This is a genomic window from Pseudomonas sp. G1002, assembly GCF_013385455.1.
Lineage (GTDB): Bacteria > Pseudomonadota > Gammaproteobacteria > Pseudomonadales > Pseudomonadaceae > Aquipseudomonas.
Map to the genome: position 1 here is coordinate 16,401 of NZ_JACAPY010000048.1, position 16,174 is coordinate 32,574.

At 62.6% G+C, this 16,174-nt stretch carries 14 protein-coding genes; 6 read left to right on the forward strand and 8 right to left on the reverse strand.

Features of this window, described 5'->3' with window-relative positions; all coding sequences use genetic code 11:
* The first annotated feature begins 212 nt into the window (after positions 1-212).
* Together HX801_RS27370 and HX801_RS27375 are read left to right on the forward strand one after the other, a co-directional pair.
* Positions 213-1,616 carry a sodium:solute symporter family protein gene (locus tag HX801_RS27370; protein WP_134326584.1) on the forward strand — a complete coding sequence of 468 codons (1,404 nt, stop codon included), beginning with the start codon at positions 213-215 and terminating at the stop codon, positions 1,614-1,616.
* 37 nt (positions 1,617-1,653) lie between these two features.
* Positions 1,654-2,574: a pyridoxal-phosphate dependent enzyme gene (locus tag HX801_RS27375; RefSeq protein ID WP_177023075.1), complete on the forward strand. Its 921-nt coding sequence runs from the start codon at positions 1,654-1,656 to the stop codon at positions 2,572-2,574.
* 114 nt (positions 2,575-2,688) lie between these two features.
* Here the strand turns inward: HX801_RS27375 and HX801_RS27380 are convergent, their stop codons facing one another.
* From HX801_RS27380 to aldA, 4 genes are all read right to left on the reverse strand, one after another.
* Positions 2,689-4,299, reverse strand: coding sequence for a GMC family oxidoreductase (locus HX801_RS27380; protein ID WP_177023076.1), 1,611 nt, complete (start codon positions 4,297-4,299; stop codon positions 2,689-2,691).
* A gap of 27 nt (positions 4,300-4,326) precedes the next feature.
* The gene (locus HX801_RS27385) at positions 4,327-5,544 is read right to left on the reverse strand and encodes a mandelate racemase/muconate lactonizing enzyme family protein (RefSeq protein WP_008432553.1); all 1,218 of its coding nucleotides are present in this window, start codon (positions 5,542-5,544) and stop codon (positions 4,327-4,329) included.
* A gap of 1 nt (position 5,545) precedes the next feature.
* Positions 5,546-6,856, reverse strand: a complete 1,311-nt coding sequence (locus HX801_RS27390) for a nitrate/nitrite transporter (protein WP_003212550.1) — start codon at positions 6,854-6,856, stop codon at positions 5,546-5,548.
* 76 nt (positions 6,857-6,932) lie between these two features.
* A complete protein-coding gene (gene aldA, locus HX801_RS27395) occupies positions 6,933-8,357 on the reverse strand; it encodes an aldehyde dehydrogenase (protein WP_177023077.1) in 1,425 nt (474 codons plus the stop codon).
* A 208-nt stretch (positions 8,358-8,565) separates the two neighbouring features.
* Between aldA and ccoN the strand changes: the two genes are divergently transcribed.
* Positions 8,566-9,993: a cytochrome-c oxidase, cbb3-type subunit I gene (ccoN, locus tag HX801_RS27400; protein ID WP_008432550.1), complete on the forward strand. Its 1,428-nt coding sequence runs from the start codon at positions 8,566-8,568 to the stop codon at positions 9,991-9,993.
* Positions 9,993-10,214 carry a cbb3-type cytochrome c oxidase subunit 3 gene (locus HX801_RS27405; RefSeq protein ID WP_177020105.1) on the forward strand — a complete coding sequence of 74 codons (222 nt, stop codon included), beginning with the start codon at positions 9,993-9,995 and terminating at the stop codon, positions 10,212-10,214. The genes ccoN and HX801_RS27405 overlap by 1 nt, the downstream gene beginning before the upstream one ends.
* 110 nt (positions 10,215-10,324) lie before the next feature.
* Here HX801_RS27405 and HX801_RS27410 read toward each other — a convergent pair whose 3' ends face one another.
* Positions 10,325-10,819, reverse strand: a complete 495-nt coding sequence (locus HX801_RS27410; protein ID WP_003212554.1) for a hypothetical protein — start codon at positions 10,817-10,819, stop codon at positions 10,325-10,327.
* A gap of 126 nt (positions 10,820-10,945) precedes the next feature.
* On the opposite strand from HX801_RS27410, the gene HX801_RS27415 reads away from it, so the two are divergent.
* Positions 10,946-11,641, forward strand: coding sequence for an aspartate/glutamate racemase family protein (locus tag HX801_RS27415; protein WP_177023078.1), 696 nt, complete (start codon positions 10,946-10,948; stop codon positions 11,639-11,641).
* On the opposite strand, the gene HX801_RS27420 is transcribed toward HX801_RS27415, so the two are convergent.
* The 3 genes from HX801_RS27420 to HX801_RS27430 form a co-directional block, all read right to left on the reverse strand.
* A complete protein-coding gene (locus HX801_RS27420) occupies positions 11,638-12,150 on the reverse strand; it encodes a GNAT family N-acetyltransferase (RefSeq protein ID WP_003212556.1) in 513 nt (170 codons plus the stop codon). The genes HX801_RS27415 and HX801_RS27420 overlap by 4 nt on opposite strands.
* Positions 12,151-12,228: 78 nt before the next feature.
* Complete coding sequence (locus tag HX801_RS27425) at positions 12,229-13,374, reverse strand: glycerate kinase (RefSeq protein ID WP_177023079.1); 1,146 nt, start codon at positions 13,372-13,374, stop codon at positions 12,229-12,231.
* A 91-nt stretch (positions 13,375-13,465) separates the two neighbouring features.
* Positions 13,466-14,572: a sugar diacid recognition domain-containing protein gene (locus HX801_RS27430; RefSeq protein ID WP_003212558.1), complete on the reverse strand. Its 1,107-nt coding sequence runs from the start codon at positions 14,570-14,572 to the stop codon at positions 13,466-13,468.
* Positions 14,573-14,733: 161 nt separating this feature from the next.
* Between HX801_RS27430 and HX801_RS27435 the strand changes: the two genes are divergently transcribed.
* Positions 14,734-16,044 carry an MFS transporter gene (locus tag HX801_RS27435; protein ID WP_177023080.1) on the forward strand — a complete coding sequence of 437 codons (1,311 nt, stop codon included), beginning with the start codon at positions 14,734-14,736 and terminating at the stop codon, positions 16,042-16,044.
* The last annotated feature ends 130 nt before the right edge of the window (positions 16,045-16,174 follow it).

A 16,174-nucleotide genomic window follows, 5' to 3' on the forward strand; every position in this document is an offset into this window, starting at 1 on the left:
TGATCTGACTGCCCCAATAAGCTCGAGGCCGAACGCAGGTATTGCGCAGCGGCCCTCGCTGTAAGAGCGAAACCATAGGTAGCCGTTACCCAGATAACGGATATACACCCATACCAAAAGAGTATCAAACCATACCAACCCGATATTAGACGAAAGCAAAACCAGCAGAGGAAACTACCCACAATTACAAAAATACCTAAAGAGTATAAAAAATGCCCACCCACTCCTCATGGATCGTACTGTCCATCACCGGCCTGTACATGCTCAGCCTGGCACTGATCAGCTACGGCGTGCGCCGCCACTCCCGCAGCGCCAACAACTACACCACCGGCGGCGGCCACTTCCCGGCGTTCCTGATCGGCTTCCTGATGCTCTCGGAATTTATCGGCACCGCAGTCAGCATCGGCACCGCCCAAACCGGCTTCAAGGTCGGCATCTCCGCCGCATGGAACCTGTTCGCCCTGGCCCTGGGCTTCGTACTCTTCGCCTGGCTACTGGCGCGCAAATACAAGGACCTGGGCGACAACACCATCTCCGGCGTACTCGCGCGCAACTACGGCCAACGCACCCGCTTCGCCACGTCGATCATCACCATCTTTGCCCTGGAGATCGTCGCCGTCTCGATCTACGCCAGCGGCGGCGCCGTATTGGCCAGCGTGATGCAAGTAGACCGAACCCTGGCGATCGTGATCGTCGGCGTAGTCTCGGTGGCATACGTCAGCATCGGCGGCATGCGCTCAGTGATCTACACCAACTTCGTCCACGCCGCCCTGAAATACCTGGGCGTCGGCTTGGCCTTGTGGTTCGGCTTGAAGCAGGTGGGCGGCATCGGCCAGCTGCAAGCGCAATTGCCTGCCAGCATGTTTGACTGGACCGCCGTGGGTTGGGGCCAGATCATCGCCTGGATGATCGCCGGGATCGGTTCGATCTTCTCCACCCAATACGTAATCCAGGCGGTGAACACCGTCAGCCACGCAGGCAAGGCCCAGCGCGCCTGCTTCTACGTGGCGGTGCTGATGGTGCCGTTCGGCATCGGCGCAGCACTGATCGGTATGTGCAGCGCGGTGCTGTTCCCCCATGTCGACTCCCTGCAAGCCTTCCCCACCCTGATCGCCAGCATGGACCAACTGACGGCCGGGCTGGTGGTGGCAGGCCTTGCCGGCTCGCTGTTCGGCACCATTTCGGCGGTGAGCATGGGCTCGGCGACGTTGTTGCTGCGGGACTTCTACGAGCCATGGTTCAACCCGGAAAAAAGCGACGCCAAGTCCCTGCGCTTCGTGCGCCTGGCGACCATCGCTGTCGGCCTGTTGCCGATTGCCCTGGCACTGACCTCGGACAAGGTGCTGATGATCGCCTTCCTCGGCAAGGCGTTGCGCGCCTCCCTGGCCGTGCTGGTGTTGATGGTGTTCTACGCGCCGAAATTCGGCACGGCGGCCGGGGCATTCCTGAGCATCATTGCCTCGTTGCTCGCGACCGTGGGCTGGTTCCTCGCCGGTAATCCGTGGGGCATCGACAACGCCTACATCGCCCTGTTCACGCCGTTGATCATCATGGGCATCAGCCATGTGACGCGCCGCAGGACACCGGCCGCCCCCCTGGTGGCAGCCACGAGCTGAGGTAGGATGGCAGCCTCACCCAAAAGGAACTTGTGAAATGCTGCCGATTCGCACCCCGTTGATCCTGCACCCCGGCTTGTCTACCGCTACCCGGCGGGTCTGGCTGAAGCTCGAGAACCTGCAACCCTGTGGCTCGTTCAAGTTGCGCGGCATGACCACGCTGTGCGCCTACGCGGCGAGCCAGGGCAAGACCACGGTGGTATGCCCCTCCGGCGGCAATGCCGGGCTGGCCACGGCCTTCGCGGCGCGCGGCCTGGGGTTGCAGGCGCGGATCGTGGTGCCGACCACCACCCCCGAAGCCACCTGCGCACGCATCCGCCAGGCCGGGGCCGAGGTGGTGGTGCACGGTGATCTGTGGGATCAATCCAATGAGCTGGCGCTGCAACTCTCCGAATCACCTGAGGCACTGTATGTGCCGGCCTTTGATCACCCGCTGTTGTGGGAAGGCCACAGCAGCATGATCGATGAGATTCTCGAGGACTGCCCTCAGGTGGGCGCCATCGTGACCTCGGTGGGTGGCGGTGGACTGCTCGCGGGCGTTCTGACGGGCCTGGAGCGTCATGGGCGGTTCGGCTGCAAGGTGATTGCGTGTGAAACGGCGGGCGCGGCTTCGTTTGCTGCTGCCGTAGAGGCTGGAAAGCCCGTGCGGCTGGCGAAGATCGATACCGTGGCCAAGTCGTTGGCCGCGACCCAGGTGGCGGCGTGGCCGGTGCAGCATATCGGCAGGTTTGCCCATCAATGCGTGGTGTTGAGTGATGCCGACGCGATGATGGGCGTGGCGCGGTACGCCGATGATTTACGCCAGTTGGTGGAACCGGCATGTGGGGTTTCGTTGGCCGTGGCGTATCTGGAGCATGGGGCGATTGCCGGGATTGAGGATGTGGTGGTGATTGTGTGTGGTGGGGTAAGCATCAGTGCCGAAACGGTTGCCCAGTGGCAAAACACGGTCTCTCTATGATCGTTCCCACGCTCCGCGTGGGAACGCCGCCCTGGACGCTCCGCGTCTGCTCTTGAAGTCGTGACGCGGAGCGTCACAGGATGCATTCCCACGCAGAGCGTGGGAACGATCAATTCAGGCATCCTGCAGGATCAGATCCGCGCCCTTCTCCGCCACCATCAACACCGCCGCATGGGTATTGCCCGAGGTCACGTTGGGGAAAATCGACGCATCGACAATCCGCAGCCCTTGCATCCCGTGCACCTTCAGGCGCTTGTCCACCACCGACACCAGCGGGTCCGAGCCCATGGCGCAAGAGCCACACAGGTGATAGATCGAGCCGCTGTTCTCGCGGAAGTACTGCAGCATCTGCTCATCGGTTTGCACCGCCGGCCCCGGCAACACCTCGGCCACCGTCACGCCCTTGAGCGCCGGCGCCTGCATGATCTTGCGCATCAGCCGGCTGCCCTGGATCACCTCGTCGATGTCCTTTTGGGTGCTCAGGTAGTTGGGGTCGATCAAGGCCGCGTCCCGTGGGTTTTTCGAGGCGATGCGGATCGTCCCGCGGCTGGTAGGCCGGCACGGGTTGAAGCACAGCAGGAAGCCTGAATACGGCTCGGGCTTGAGGCTGGCCTTGTTGTTTTTCGGGATCTGGTACGACAGCGGGTTGAAGTACAGCTGCAGATTGGGGTGCGCCTGCCCTTCGTTGCCGCGAAAGAACCCGCCGGCCTGGTTGACGCTCATGGCCAGCGCGCCCTTGCGGGTCAGCAGGTATTTGAGACCGAGTTTGACCTGGCCAAACAGCGAGCTGAGCTGGTCGTTCAAGGTCGGGATATTGGCCTTGTAGTAATAACTGGCGCAGAGGTGGTCCTGCAGGTTCTGCCCCACTGCAGGCAGGTCCTTGACCAGCGGGATGTTGTGTTCGGCGAGCAATTGCTTGTCCGCCACACCCGACAGTTGCAGGATCTTCGGCGTATCCACCGCCCCGGCGCACAGGATCACTTCCTTGCGCGCGCTGAAGGTGCGAACCACGCCGTGCTGGGTCACGCTGATGCCGGTGGCGCGTTGTTGATCGTCGAACAGCACGCGGTCTACCAGCGCATGCAACTCCACGGTCAGGTTCGGCCTACCCAACGCCGGGTGCAGGTGCGCAAAGCTGCTGGAGCAGCGCTCACCGTTGCGGGTGTTGACGTCGTAGAGGCCCGCACCTTCGAAGTTCGGCCCGTTGAAGTCATCGCTCAGGCCATAGCCCAATTGCTCGCAGCCCTTGAGAAATACATCGCAGATGGCATGGGTCTGGCCCTTCATCGGGGTGATGCTGATGGGGCCGCTGCTGCCGTGGTATTCGGTGTCGCCCAGGGGGTGATTTTCCAGCTTGCGGAAGTACGGCAGCACGTCCTTGAAGCCCCAGCCGTCGTTGCCATTGGCCGCCCAGTCATCGAAATCATGGGCCTGGCCGCGCACGTAGATCATGGCGTTGATCGAGCCGGAACCGCCCTGCACCTTGCCCCGCGGGGCATAGATGGCACGGTCGGCCAGTTGTTTTTGCGGCTGGCTGTAGTACATCCAGTTGAAGGTCGGGTTGTAGTACATCTTGGCGAAACCGACCGGGATCTTGAACCACCAGGAGCTGTCCTTGCCGCCGGCTTCCAGCAGCAATACCGAATGCTCGCCCGAGGCGGAGAGTCGGTTGGCCAGGACGCAACCTGCGGCGCCGGCGCCGGCGATGATGTAGTCGTATGTCATTCACGGTTACCGCATAAGTCGTTTTTTTTAGCCCTTGGCGGGCGAAGTGTCTTTCACGTCAGCAGGCGTGGGCGCCATTTGCAGGTGCAGCCGCTCGCCGGTGTACGGCGTGTGCTTGCGCACCACGTCCATGTTCAGCTCCACCCCAAGGCCCGGCTCGGTGGACGGGATGATGTAGCCGTCCTCCCATTGCAGCGGCTTGGTCAGCACTTCGGCATGGAAGCCGCCCCAGGTCATGATGCTTTCCTGGATCAGGAAGTTCGGCGTGCACGTGGCCAACTGGAAACTCGCCGCTGCGCCGATCGGTCCGTTGTACAGGTGCGGGGCGATCTGCGCGTAGTAGGCCTCGGCCATGCTCGCGATTTTCTTGGCTTCCAGCAGGCCGCCGCAGCGGGCCACGTTCATTTGCAGGATCGATGCACCACCGGCCTGCAAGAGCTTGAAGAACTCGTACTTGGTGGTCAGGCGCTCGCCGGTGGCGATGGGAATGCTGGTCTTCGCCGCGACCTGGGCCATGGCCTCTTCCTGGCCTGGTGGCACCGGTTCTTCGAACCACAGCGGGTCGTATTTCTCCAGGCGCTTGGCCAGGCGAATCGCCGACGACGGCACCATCTGCCCGTGGGTGCCGAACAGCAGGTCGCACTTGTCGCCCACCGCCTCGCGAATCTTGCGGCAGAAGGTTTCGCAGCGTTCCAGCACTTCCAGGGAGATCTGGTGGCCGGAGTACGCGGTGTACGGGCCTGCCGGGTCGAACTTCACGGCGGTGAAGCCCTTGTTCATGTTCTCGATCGCGCATTCGGCGGCCAGGTCCGGGTCGTCATAGTCGTACTCGCCCTTGCTGTTGACCGGGTACAGATAGGTGTAGGAACGCAGGCGCTCGTTGACCTTGCCCCCCAGCAACTCATAGACCGGCTTGTTGGCGGCCTTGCCGATGATGTCCCAGCAGGCCATTTCCAGGCCGCTGACCACGCCCATCATGGTCAGGTCGGGGCGCTGGGTGAAACCGCTGGAGTACGCCTGGCGGAAGAAGCGCTCGATGTGGTGCGGGTCGTGGTTGAGCAGGTAGCGCTCGAACACGTCCTCGATGATCGGCAGCATGGCCTTGGGGCCGAAGGTGGCGGCGTAGATCTCGCCCACGCCTTCGATGCCGCAGTCGGTTTTCAGTTTGACGAACAGCCAATACATGCCGCCGATGTGCGGTGGCGGTACGGCGACAATATGGGTTTCAAGGGCGACGATTTTCATCTCAGGCACCTGTCTGGTTGAATTTTTTACGATTGATCCGGGCGCGCAAGGTCAGGGCCGCGAGGGTCCCGAGCACGCCGATGAAGGCGATGTAGCCGAAGTACAGGTTGTAGCCGACCTGCCCCGGGTATGTGTCGGTGAGGTAGCCATTGATCAGCGGGATAAAGGTGTCCGGCAGGTAACCCACCACCGAGACGATGCCGATGGCCAGGCCGGTGATGCGCAGCGGGATGTCGCAGCTGTCGAGGATCGCCCAGTACAGGCCGCGAATCGCGTAGGTCATCAGGCCGATAAAGATCACCGTGCCGATCAGCAAGCCGAGGCTGCCAATGGCCGGGAACACGATCAGGCCGACCATCGCCAGGGTCACCAGCAGCAGCGCGACGATCAGCACCGAGATGTTCGAAAACTTGTCCCCCAGCCAGCCGCCGCCGATCCCGCCGATGGGTCGCATCCACAACTTGATGGTGGTGATGGTGCCGGCCATCACGGCGGTCATGCCGCTGCCTTGCAGGTAATCGGAGAAGCTGTAGGTGGCCCAGAACATGTGGTAACCGCAGAACACGATGGCGGTCACCAGCCACAGCTCGGGGATTTTCACCAGGGTGGTGAGGTCGGCGATCAGGTTGAACTTGCCCTTCTCGACCGCCGCAGTTTCGGCCATGGACTTGGGGTCCTTGAGCAGCACCAGCACACAACCAATGGCGATACACACGAACGAATACAGGTAGACCACGTGCTTGAAGCCTTCGGCCGCAGTTTGGCTGCGGGTCTCGGTGGCGTAGGCGAACAGCCCCAGGGCCACGGTCGCCAGCAAGGCTTCCACCAGGCCACGGCCGCCGTCGAGGATGCCGAAGAAACGGCCCTGCTCACTGTGATGGGCGATCATCTTCACCCGCTTGAGCACCGAAGCCCAGAAGGTCAGGCCGGTGGTCAGGCCCCAGCAGCCGAAGATGATCATCAGGCCGGTCATCGACGGCACAGTGGAGTACCAGATACCCAGGGCCCCGGTGGCCACCAACGAAAAGAAGATCAGGAAGCGTGGCGGCAGGCGATCGGCCAACCAGCCGCTCGGCAGGTAGCTGAGCAGGAAGATCGTACCGAGCATCGAGTACAGATAACCCAGCTGGCTGTGGTTGATCTGGAACACCTCGAGCATGGTGGTCTGGTAGACCTGGCGCAGGTAGAGGATCGGGTAGATCGCCCCGGCAGCCAATACCAGCAACATCAATTGGAAGTAGCGACTGGCTTTGTCGCTTTTAGCCGCGGACACGGCATCGAAACCCTGGGCAACGGGTGCAGGCTTGGACATCTTGTAGACCTCGGGCACCCACTGTGCAGGTGCCCCGATAATTGTTTTTATTGAGGTGAAGCCGGTGGTCGGTGAATCAGTACTTCATGACCACCAAACGGGTCTGGGTGAATTCAAGCATCCCGTGCTTGCCGTCATCGCCGCCCAGCCCTGAGCGTTTCCAGCCGGCGTGGAAACCCTGGTAAGGGTCGGCCGGGGTGCGATTGACGTACAACTCGCCGGCCTCGATGGCGTTGGCGACTTTCATGGCCGTGCGGTAGTTCTCGGTATAGAGCACCGACGACAGGCCGAACTGGTGATCGTTGGCCATAGCCAGCGCTTCGTCGATATCGCGGTACTTGAGCACCGGCAGCACCGGGCCGAAGATTTCTTCCTGGATGATTTCCATGTCCTGGCGGCAGGCGCTGAGCAGCGTCGGCGGGTAGAAATGGCCCGGGCCGTCGGGGCGTACGCCGCCTGTTTCCAGTACAGCACCGTCGGCGATGGCGCGCTCGACCATGGCGTGAATATTCTGCCGGGAGCTGGCGTTGACCAGTGGGCCCATCAGGCCCGCATCCGTGGCACGGTCACCGAATTTGACGGCGCCGATCTTGGCCTTGAGCAGGGCCAGGAATCGGTCATAGACGCTTTCCTGCACATACACCCGCTCGACGGCCGTGCACAGTTGGCCGCAGTGGGTGGTCTTGGAAGCGATGATGTCGCTGGCGGCTTTTTCCAGGTCGGCGTCGGCCTCGATGATCGCCGGGGTCTTGCCGCCCAGCTCCAGGGACGGCTTGGCGATGTTGGCCTTGCAGTAGTCGAGCACGATGCGCCCGGCGTTGACGCTGCCGGTCAGGGTGATCAGGCCCACGGCCTTGTGGGTGCACAGGGCGGCGGCGGTGGCGTGGTCCATGGTCAGGATGTTGATCACGCCGGCCGGCATGCCCGACTGCTCGACGGCACGGGCGATTTCAAAGGCGGACAACGGCGTGTTGTTGCTCGGGCGCACCACCACGGTGTTGCCGGCAATCAGCGCCGGGGCGATTTTGCGCAGCAGGGTATAGACCGGGTAGTTGAACGGAATCAGGCAAGCCACGACGCCAATCGGCTCGCGTTGCAGGAACAGGTTTTCGTCCGGGGTGTCGCTGGGGATGATTTCGCCTTCGATGCGGCGTGCCCATTCGGCGTGGTAGCGGGTGATCTGGGCGGCGTAGCGCGCTTCGTTGCTGGCGTCGTCGAGGCTTTTGCCGGATTCGCTGGCCAGCGCCCGGCCTATGCTTTCAGCGCAGGTTTCGAGGGCGGCGGCGAAAGCCCGCAGGTGTTCGGCGCGCTGGATGCTGGTGAGCTTGCCCCAGGTTTTCTGTGCGCTGGCGGCGGCATCGACGGCCGCAATGGCTTCATCAGGGGTGGCGGCGGACACCCGGCCTACCTGGGCCTCGGTCGCGGGGTTGTAGACCGCGATTTGGGCGGTGCTGGCAGGTTCGGCGAAGTGGCCGTTGTAAAAGTTGCGCTCGATTTGCATATGGTTTTTTGCCCAATCGTTGTTGTTTTGCGAGTGACTTGCAGTTTTGTCATTGGGCGGGGGTTGGACAAACGATTTATTGACGGGGGTAACGTGCGAAAAATGCAGGTTAGTGGCTGATCCGTAGTAATGACCCGGGTCTGAGTCTGTATTGTTCTACCCATACTTCCTACAGTGCCGCCCACTTGGAACCGTGGGAGGACTAAGCATGCAACCACCATCAACCGCACAGGCCTACAACTACAAGGTCGTGCGTCAATTCGTCATTGCAACTATCGTCTGGGGCGTGGTCGGCATGGCCATGGGCGTGTGGATCGCCTCGCAACTGGTGTGGCCCGAGATGAACCTCGACCTGCCGTGGACCACCTTCGGCCGCCTGCGCCCGCTGCACACCAGCCTGGTGATTTTCGGCTTTGCCGGCAGCGCGCAATTCGCCGCCAGCTACTACGCAGTACAGCGCACCTGCCAGGTACGGCTGTACTCGGACAAGCTCGCTGCCTTTACCTTTTGGGGCTGGCAGTCGGTGATCGTGATCATGCTGGTCAGCCTGCCACTGGGTTACACCACCACCAAGGAATACGCCGAGATCGAGTTCAGCGGCGCGGTGTGGATGACCGTGGTGTGGGTGGCCTATGCGATCGTGTTTTTCACCACTGTGGTGCAGCGCAAGACCCAGCACATCTACGTCGGCAACTGGTTCTTCGGTGCGTTCATCGTGGTGATCGCCATGCTGCACGTGGTCAATCACCTGTCGATCCCGGTGGACTGGTTCAAGTCCTACCCGGTGTACTCCGGGGCCACCGACGCCATGGTGCAGTGGTGGTACGGGCACAACGCCGTGGGGTTCTTCCTGACCACCGGTTTCCTGGGGATGATGTACTACTTCGTGCCGAAGCAGGTCGGGCGGCCGGTGTATTCCTATCGCCTGTCCATCGTGCACTTCTGGGCGCTGATCACCCTGTACATCTGGGCCGGTCCGCACCACCTGCACTACACCGCGCTGCCGGACTGGGCGCAGTCGCTGGGGATGGCGATGTCGCTGATCCTGCTGGCGCCGAGCTGGGGCGGGATGATCAACGGCATGATGACGCTTTCCGGGGCCTGGCATAAATTGCGCACCGACCCGATCCTGCGCTTCCTGGTGCTGTCGCTGGCGTTCTACGGGATGTCGACCTTTGAAGGGCCGATGATGGCGATCAAGACCGTCAACGCCCTCTCCCATTACACCGACTGGACCATCGGCCACGTCCACGCCGGCGCCCTGGGCTGGGTGGCGATGATCACGTTTGGCTCGCTGTACCACATGATCCCGAAAATCTTCGGGCGCGCGCAGATGCACAGTGTGGGGCTGATCAATATGCACTTCTGGCTGGCGACCATTGGCACGGTGCTGTACATCGCGTCGATGTGGGTCAACGGCATCACCCAGGGCCTGATGTGGCGGGCGGTGAACGATGACGGCACCCTCACCTACTCGTTTGTGGAAGCGTTACAGGCCAGCCATCCGGGATTTGTGGTGCGATTCGTCGGCGGGGTGTTCTTCCTCAGCGGCATGTTGCTGATGGCGTACAACACCTGGCGCACGGTGCGAGTGGCGGATTTGAAGGTGGCGCAGCTTGACGCGCAGATCGCCTGATGTGGGAGATAGCGCTGAACCTGGCGGCGGTGATCAGTCTGTATGGCGCGGTTGAGTATTGCCTGCGGGGCCAGTCGAAGGAGAGCCTGGATGAGGCCAGCCTGATGCCGTTCGCCGATGACCCGGAGGTGGCACGGCGGGTGGAGCTGGCCACGGGCAAGCGGGTCAACGCGGTGGCGCCTGAGGAAACAAAGCAGGACTGGGGCAATATAGAGATCTAATTGTGGGAGCGGGCTTGCTCGCGAATGCGGTGGTTCAGTCAACATATACAGCGACTGACACACCGCTTTCGCGAGCAAGCCCGCTCCCACACAAGCACCACATTGAGCGACTAGCCGCGTTCGCGGGGAATCAGGCTCTGCAACTGCAACGCCAGGAAGTTGGCATCGAAGCCGAACGTATCCGGGTCTTTCAAACCATTGGTTTTCTTCCACAGCCAGTCGTTTTTCCCCGGCAGCAATACCAGGGAAATGCTGCCGTAGCGGGCGGCGGTCAAGCCCATCACCGACAGCGAAATCAAACCGCCGGCGCCCATCACATCCGGCACGAACTCCACCGGTTTGCCGGCGATATGGATGGTCAGTTTCTCGGTCTTGAAGGTGGAGGTCTCCACCGGCACGCTGGGACCGGAAGCCACGTACGCCTCGCGCTGCACTTCCAGCAAACCGACCGTCTTCACAGGCGCAAGCCACTGCTCGATCTGGCCGAACAACTCGCCGATCTTCTGCGCCCAATGGGCCGACTGCACTTCGAACTGCTGTTTCTTGTGAGCTTCGCTGTCGGCGTAATGACGCAGCATCTCGCCCAGTTGTTGTACATCGTCCATTGCCGTGTTCCTTGGGTGACCCATGTTGCGAGCCTTGATCATGGCAGATGCCGCACACCGGCGTATGACTAAAGCGCAGCGCGCGGGTAATGTGGTGCCCTCGCCCGTCCAATTCAGGAGCATCGCATGCGCACCATCGGCCTTATCGGCGGCATGAGCTGGGAGTCCAGCGCCGAGTATTACCGCATCATCAACCAGAACGTGCGCGACCAGCTCGGGCCGCTGCGCTCGGCACAACTGTTGATGTACAGCGTCGACTTCGGCCCGGTGGAGCAGGCCCAGCACGCCGGGCGCTGGGACGACGCGGCGCTGATCCTCGAAGACGCCGCCCGCCGCCTGCAAGCCGGGGGCGCCGAGTGCATCGTGCTGTGTACCAACACCATGCACCTGGTAGCGCCGCAGATTGAAGCGGCGGTGTCGATACCGTTTCTGCATATTGCAGACGCTGCCGGCGCGGCGGCCGTGGAAGCTGGCACCCTGAGCGTTGGCCTGCTGGGTACCGCATTTACCATGGAGCAGGAGTTTCTCAAGTCACGCCTGGCGGCGCAGGGGCTGACCGTGCTGGTGCCGGACGCTGAAGAGCGCCAGGCCGTGCACCGGATCATTTACGAAGAGTTGTGCGTCGGGATGATCAGCGACGCATCGCGCGAGGTGTACCAGCGGGTGATCGAGTCTTTGGCCGCCCGTGGCGCCCAGGCCATCATCCTCGGCTGTACGGAAATCAGCCTGTTGATCAAGCCGCAGCACAGCAACCTGCCCTTGCTGGACACCACCGAGCTGCATGCGCAGGCTGCGGTGGCGTTTGCGTTGCAGGACGACTAGGCCGGCTTGCGGATGCGCGCCATGGTCAGGGTGTCGACGAACGCGCCGTCACGCACGGCGTAGTCGCGCAGCAGGCCTTCGGTCTCGAAGCCGAACTTGTGGTACAGCCGGTGGGCGGCTTCGTTGTCTGCGTACACCGTGAGTTCCACCCGGTGCAGGTTCATCCAGTTATCCGCCACCTCCAGCGCCGCGCCCAGCAGCCGGGAGCCCACGCCCTTGCCCTGCCAGGCGGTGGCGACGCCCATGCCGAATGAACCGACGTGGCTTTGGCGCACGCGCAAATACTGTTCCAAACCCAGCTGGCCGATCACTTCACCGGCATGCAGCGCCACCAGCTGTAGCCGCCGCTCGTTGTCCTGCACCAGGCGTTTGCGCCAGGCCTCGACTGACTGGAAAGGCATTTGCAGCACCTGACGGCAGACAGCCGGGTCGTTGTAGAGCGCAGCGACGCCTTCAAGGTGGGCCTCGGTGAAGCGCGTGATAACGATCTTGGGTTCAGGTGTGTGCATGGTGTTTCGTCCTTTGAAAAACACGTGGCCGACCAGTGTAGGCGGCAAAGCCTCAGAATGGCGAGCCCTGCACTGCACTCATCGGGAACGCGAAGCCACCAATTTCCAGACCCGCGCGATGTCCGAGGCGCGCTCGCGCAACAGGCGCGGTGCCTCGCTGCAGGCCTGCTCCAGGGTAGTCGGGCCGGACGGCAAGGCGAACGCGGCATCCACACCGTGGGCGTACATCTGCTCATAGCCATCACCCAGGGTGCCGGCGATCACGATCACCGGCACGTTGTGCTGCCTGGCGATTCGCGCCACGCCAAACGGGGTCTTGCCGCGCAGGGTCTGGGCATCAAACCTGCCTTCGCCGGTGATCACCAGGTCGGCGCCACGCACGGCTTGCTCAAGCCCAACAAGCTCTGCGACCACTTCAACACCCGCGCGAAACTGCGCGCCAAGGAACGCCTTGGCGGCGAAACCCAAGCCACCGGCGGCGCCGCTGCCGGGTTCGTCGCGTACGTCTTTGGGCAATACCCTGGCGCAGTGATCGGCAAAATGGCCGAGGGCCGCATCCAGTTGCTCGACTTGCTGGGGAGTGGCGCCCTTTTGCGGGCCGAAAATCGCCGAGGCCCCGTGAGGACCGCATAGAGGGTTGTTCACGTCGGCGGCGATTTCGAAGCGCACTTCGTTCAGGCGGGGGTCCAGTTGCTCAAGGCTGATGCGCGACAGCTTGCCCAGCGCCAGGCCGCCAAGGGGCAGCGCTGCTCCCTCGGCATCAAACAACTGCACACCCAGGGCTAGCATCGCCCCGGCGCCGCCGTCGTTGGTGGCGCTGCCGCCAATGGCCAGGATGATGCGCTGGGCGCCGGCATCCAGGGCGGCGCGGATCAGTTCGCCAGTGCCGAAGGTGCTGCTGGAACACGCATTTCGCTGACCCGGTGGCACGAGTTGCAGGCCGCTGGCTTCGGCCATTTCGATGATTGCGGTGTGGCTCTCGGCCAACCAGCCCCAATGCGCGTCGACACTGCCGCCCAATGGCCCTTGCACACGGCTGGTGCGCAGCTCGCCCTGGCAGGCGGCGAGTACCGATTCCACCGTGCCCTCACCACCGTCCGCCATTGGGCACTTGATCAGCTCGGCGTCGGGCCACACGCTGGCCAACCCCTCGGCAATGGCATTCGCCACGCCTTCAGCACTCAGGCTGTCCTTGAACGAGTCGGGGGCGATGATGATTTTCATGGGCTTTCTCCGGTTTTTATAACGCCCATGCTGCCAGTTGGCACCGGCAATGACGCCGGTCCATTGCACAAGAGTGGCTGGGGTTTGTTGTTCATTTGGACAAAGCTTGCGGCAATAGCTGCACGCCGAGGTACAACGCGAGCATGCCGTCGAGGGTCAGCGGGTCGACGCCGCTCAGCTCGGCGATGCGTTCCATGCGGTAGCGCAGGCTGTTGCGGTGGATCCCCAGGGCATCGGCGCACGCCTGGCTTTGGCCGTCGTGGTCGCACCAGCTGCGCAGGGTCGCCAGCAACTGGCCGTTGCTGTCCTTGGCCAGTACCTTGCGCAGCGGGTTGAGCAATTCATCGAGGGCGTCGTCGTTGCGGTGGCGCCAGAGCATGACCGGCAGGCGGTAGCGATTGAGGGTCAGCAACCGCGATTCGGGCAGCACATCACGGCCATAGGCGAGCAGGTCGCCGACTCGCCGGTAACAACGGCGCAGGCCGGCCAGCCCGTCCGCTTGCCCGCCGACGGCGACCCGCAGGATGTTCCAGCCCAGGCCGTCGAGCTTTTCCAGCAGGCGCGGGTTATCGACTTGCACCGACGCCGGCCGGCACCACAGCAGGGAAAACTGCGCGGAGCTGACGCACCAGCTGTCGGGGTAGCGCGAGGTCAGCCAGGCGCTCAAGGCCTCGGCCGACTGGCCGCTGCCCAGCTCGAACAGGTACGGCGTGCGCGCCAGCTGCGGCTTGAGGCCCAGTTGCTGGGCTTCATCCACCAGGCGCGGCGAATCGCCGGTCTCGGCCAGCAGCAGTGCCAGCAGATCATCGCAGCGCTGGCGCCGCCATTGTTGCTCGGCTTGCTGGTGACGCTGGCTGACCAGCATTTCGGCGGTCATGCGCACCAGTTCGGCATAGGTGCGCAGCAATTCCGGCTCACCGGTAATGCCCAGCACGCCGATCAGGCGCTGGTCGTGCAGCAGCGGCAGGTTGATCCCGGGTTGCACGCCCTTGAGGTGCTTGGCGGTCTGGCCGTCGATTTCCACCACCCGCCCGTTGGCCAGCACCAACTGCGCGCCTTCGTGGCGGGTGTTGATCCGCTCGGGTTCGCCGCTGCCCAGTATCAGGCCCTGGCTGTCCATGACGTTGACGTTATAAGGCAGGATCGCCATGGTGCGATTGACGATATCCTGCGCCAGGTCATGATCCAACTCGAACATGGGGCTAAATTCCTGAAAAAAACCGGTTGTTCATAGGCACAGCGCAAACCATGCTTCACTGTGCGCGAGCACAAAGACAGCACCCCTTGAGGTGGCCGAGACTCGTTGGGCGATCAACGTTACCCTCGCATCGCGAAAAATCATAATAAAGAGAGACTGCCATGTCACAGAGCGCCGCTGTTACCCAGGCCACCGATGACGATAAAAACGCCGTATACAAGCGCATCACCCTGCGCCTGATCCCCTTCATTTTCATCTGCTACCTGTTCAACTACCTCGACCGCGTCAACGTCGGCTTTGCCAAGTTGCAGATGCTCGACGACCTGAAATTCAGCGAGACCGTGTACGGCCTCGGTGCCGGGATCTTCTTTATCGGCTACGTGCTGTGCGGCGTGCCGAGCAACCTGGCGCTGACCAAATTCGGTCCACGGCGCTGGATTGCGCTGATGATGATCGTCTGGGGCGCCCTGTCCACCTGCCTGTTGTTCGTTACCACACCGACGCACTTCTACGGCTTGCGCCTGCTGACCGGCGCCGCTGAAGCCGGGTTCTTCCCGGGCGTGGTGCTGTACCTCTCGCAGTGGTTCCCGACCTTCCGCCGTGGGCGGATCATGGCGCTGTTCATGTCGGCAATTCCGGTATCCGGCCTGCTCGGCAGCCCGTTCTCCGGCTGGATCCTCAACCACTTCGCCGCCGGCCAGGGCGGGCTTGCGGGCTGGCAGTGGATGTTCCTGCTGCAAGGCGTGCCGACGGTGATCCTCGGCGCCCTCGCCTACTTCCTGCTCAGCGACAGCTTTGCCAACGCCAAGTGGCTCACGCCCCATGAGCGCGCGGTGCTGGAAGCCGACCAGGCGACCGACCTGGCCAACAAACCGAAGACCACCAGCGACTCGCTGCTGGAAGTGTTCAAGAACCCGGCGATCTGGGCGTTCGGCCTGATCTACTTCTGCATTCAGAGCGGTGTGTACGCCATCAACTTCTGGCTGCCATCGATCATCAAGAACATGGGCTTCAGCGATAACCTGGTGATTGGCTGGCTGAGTGCGATCCCGTACCTGCTGGCGGCGGTGTTCATACTGCTGGTGGGCCGCTCTGCCGACTTGCGCAAGGAGCGTCGCTGGCACCTGGTGGTGCCGATGCTGATGGGCGCGATCGGGCTCGTGATTGCGGTGAACTTTGCAACCACGCCGGCCATTGCGATCCTCGGCCTGACCATCGCCACCATGGGTGCCCTCACCGGCCTGCCGATGTTCTGGCCGGTGCCAACCGCGATGCTCAGCGCAGGTGCGGCAGCGGGCGGTCTGGCGTTGATCAACTCCATGGGCCAGATGGCGGGGTTCCTCAGCCCGTATATCGTCGGGTTTGTGAAAGATGCCACCGGGTCTACGGACCTGGCGCTGTACCTGCTGGCGGCGGTGATCGTCGCGGGCAGTGTGTTGGCGTTGCGCATGACGCGCACACTCAAGGCTTGAATCAGCGCTGACCGGTGCCGCGATATCGAGGGCGGCGCCGGTCATCTATCTGCTCATATAAAGGCGTGTTTTTATAGGCAAACAACTGCCTGACAGCCGTATTAACCTCTACGCCCATTCCAGGTAACAA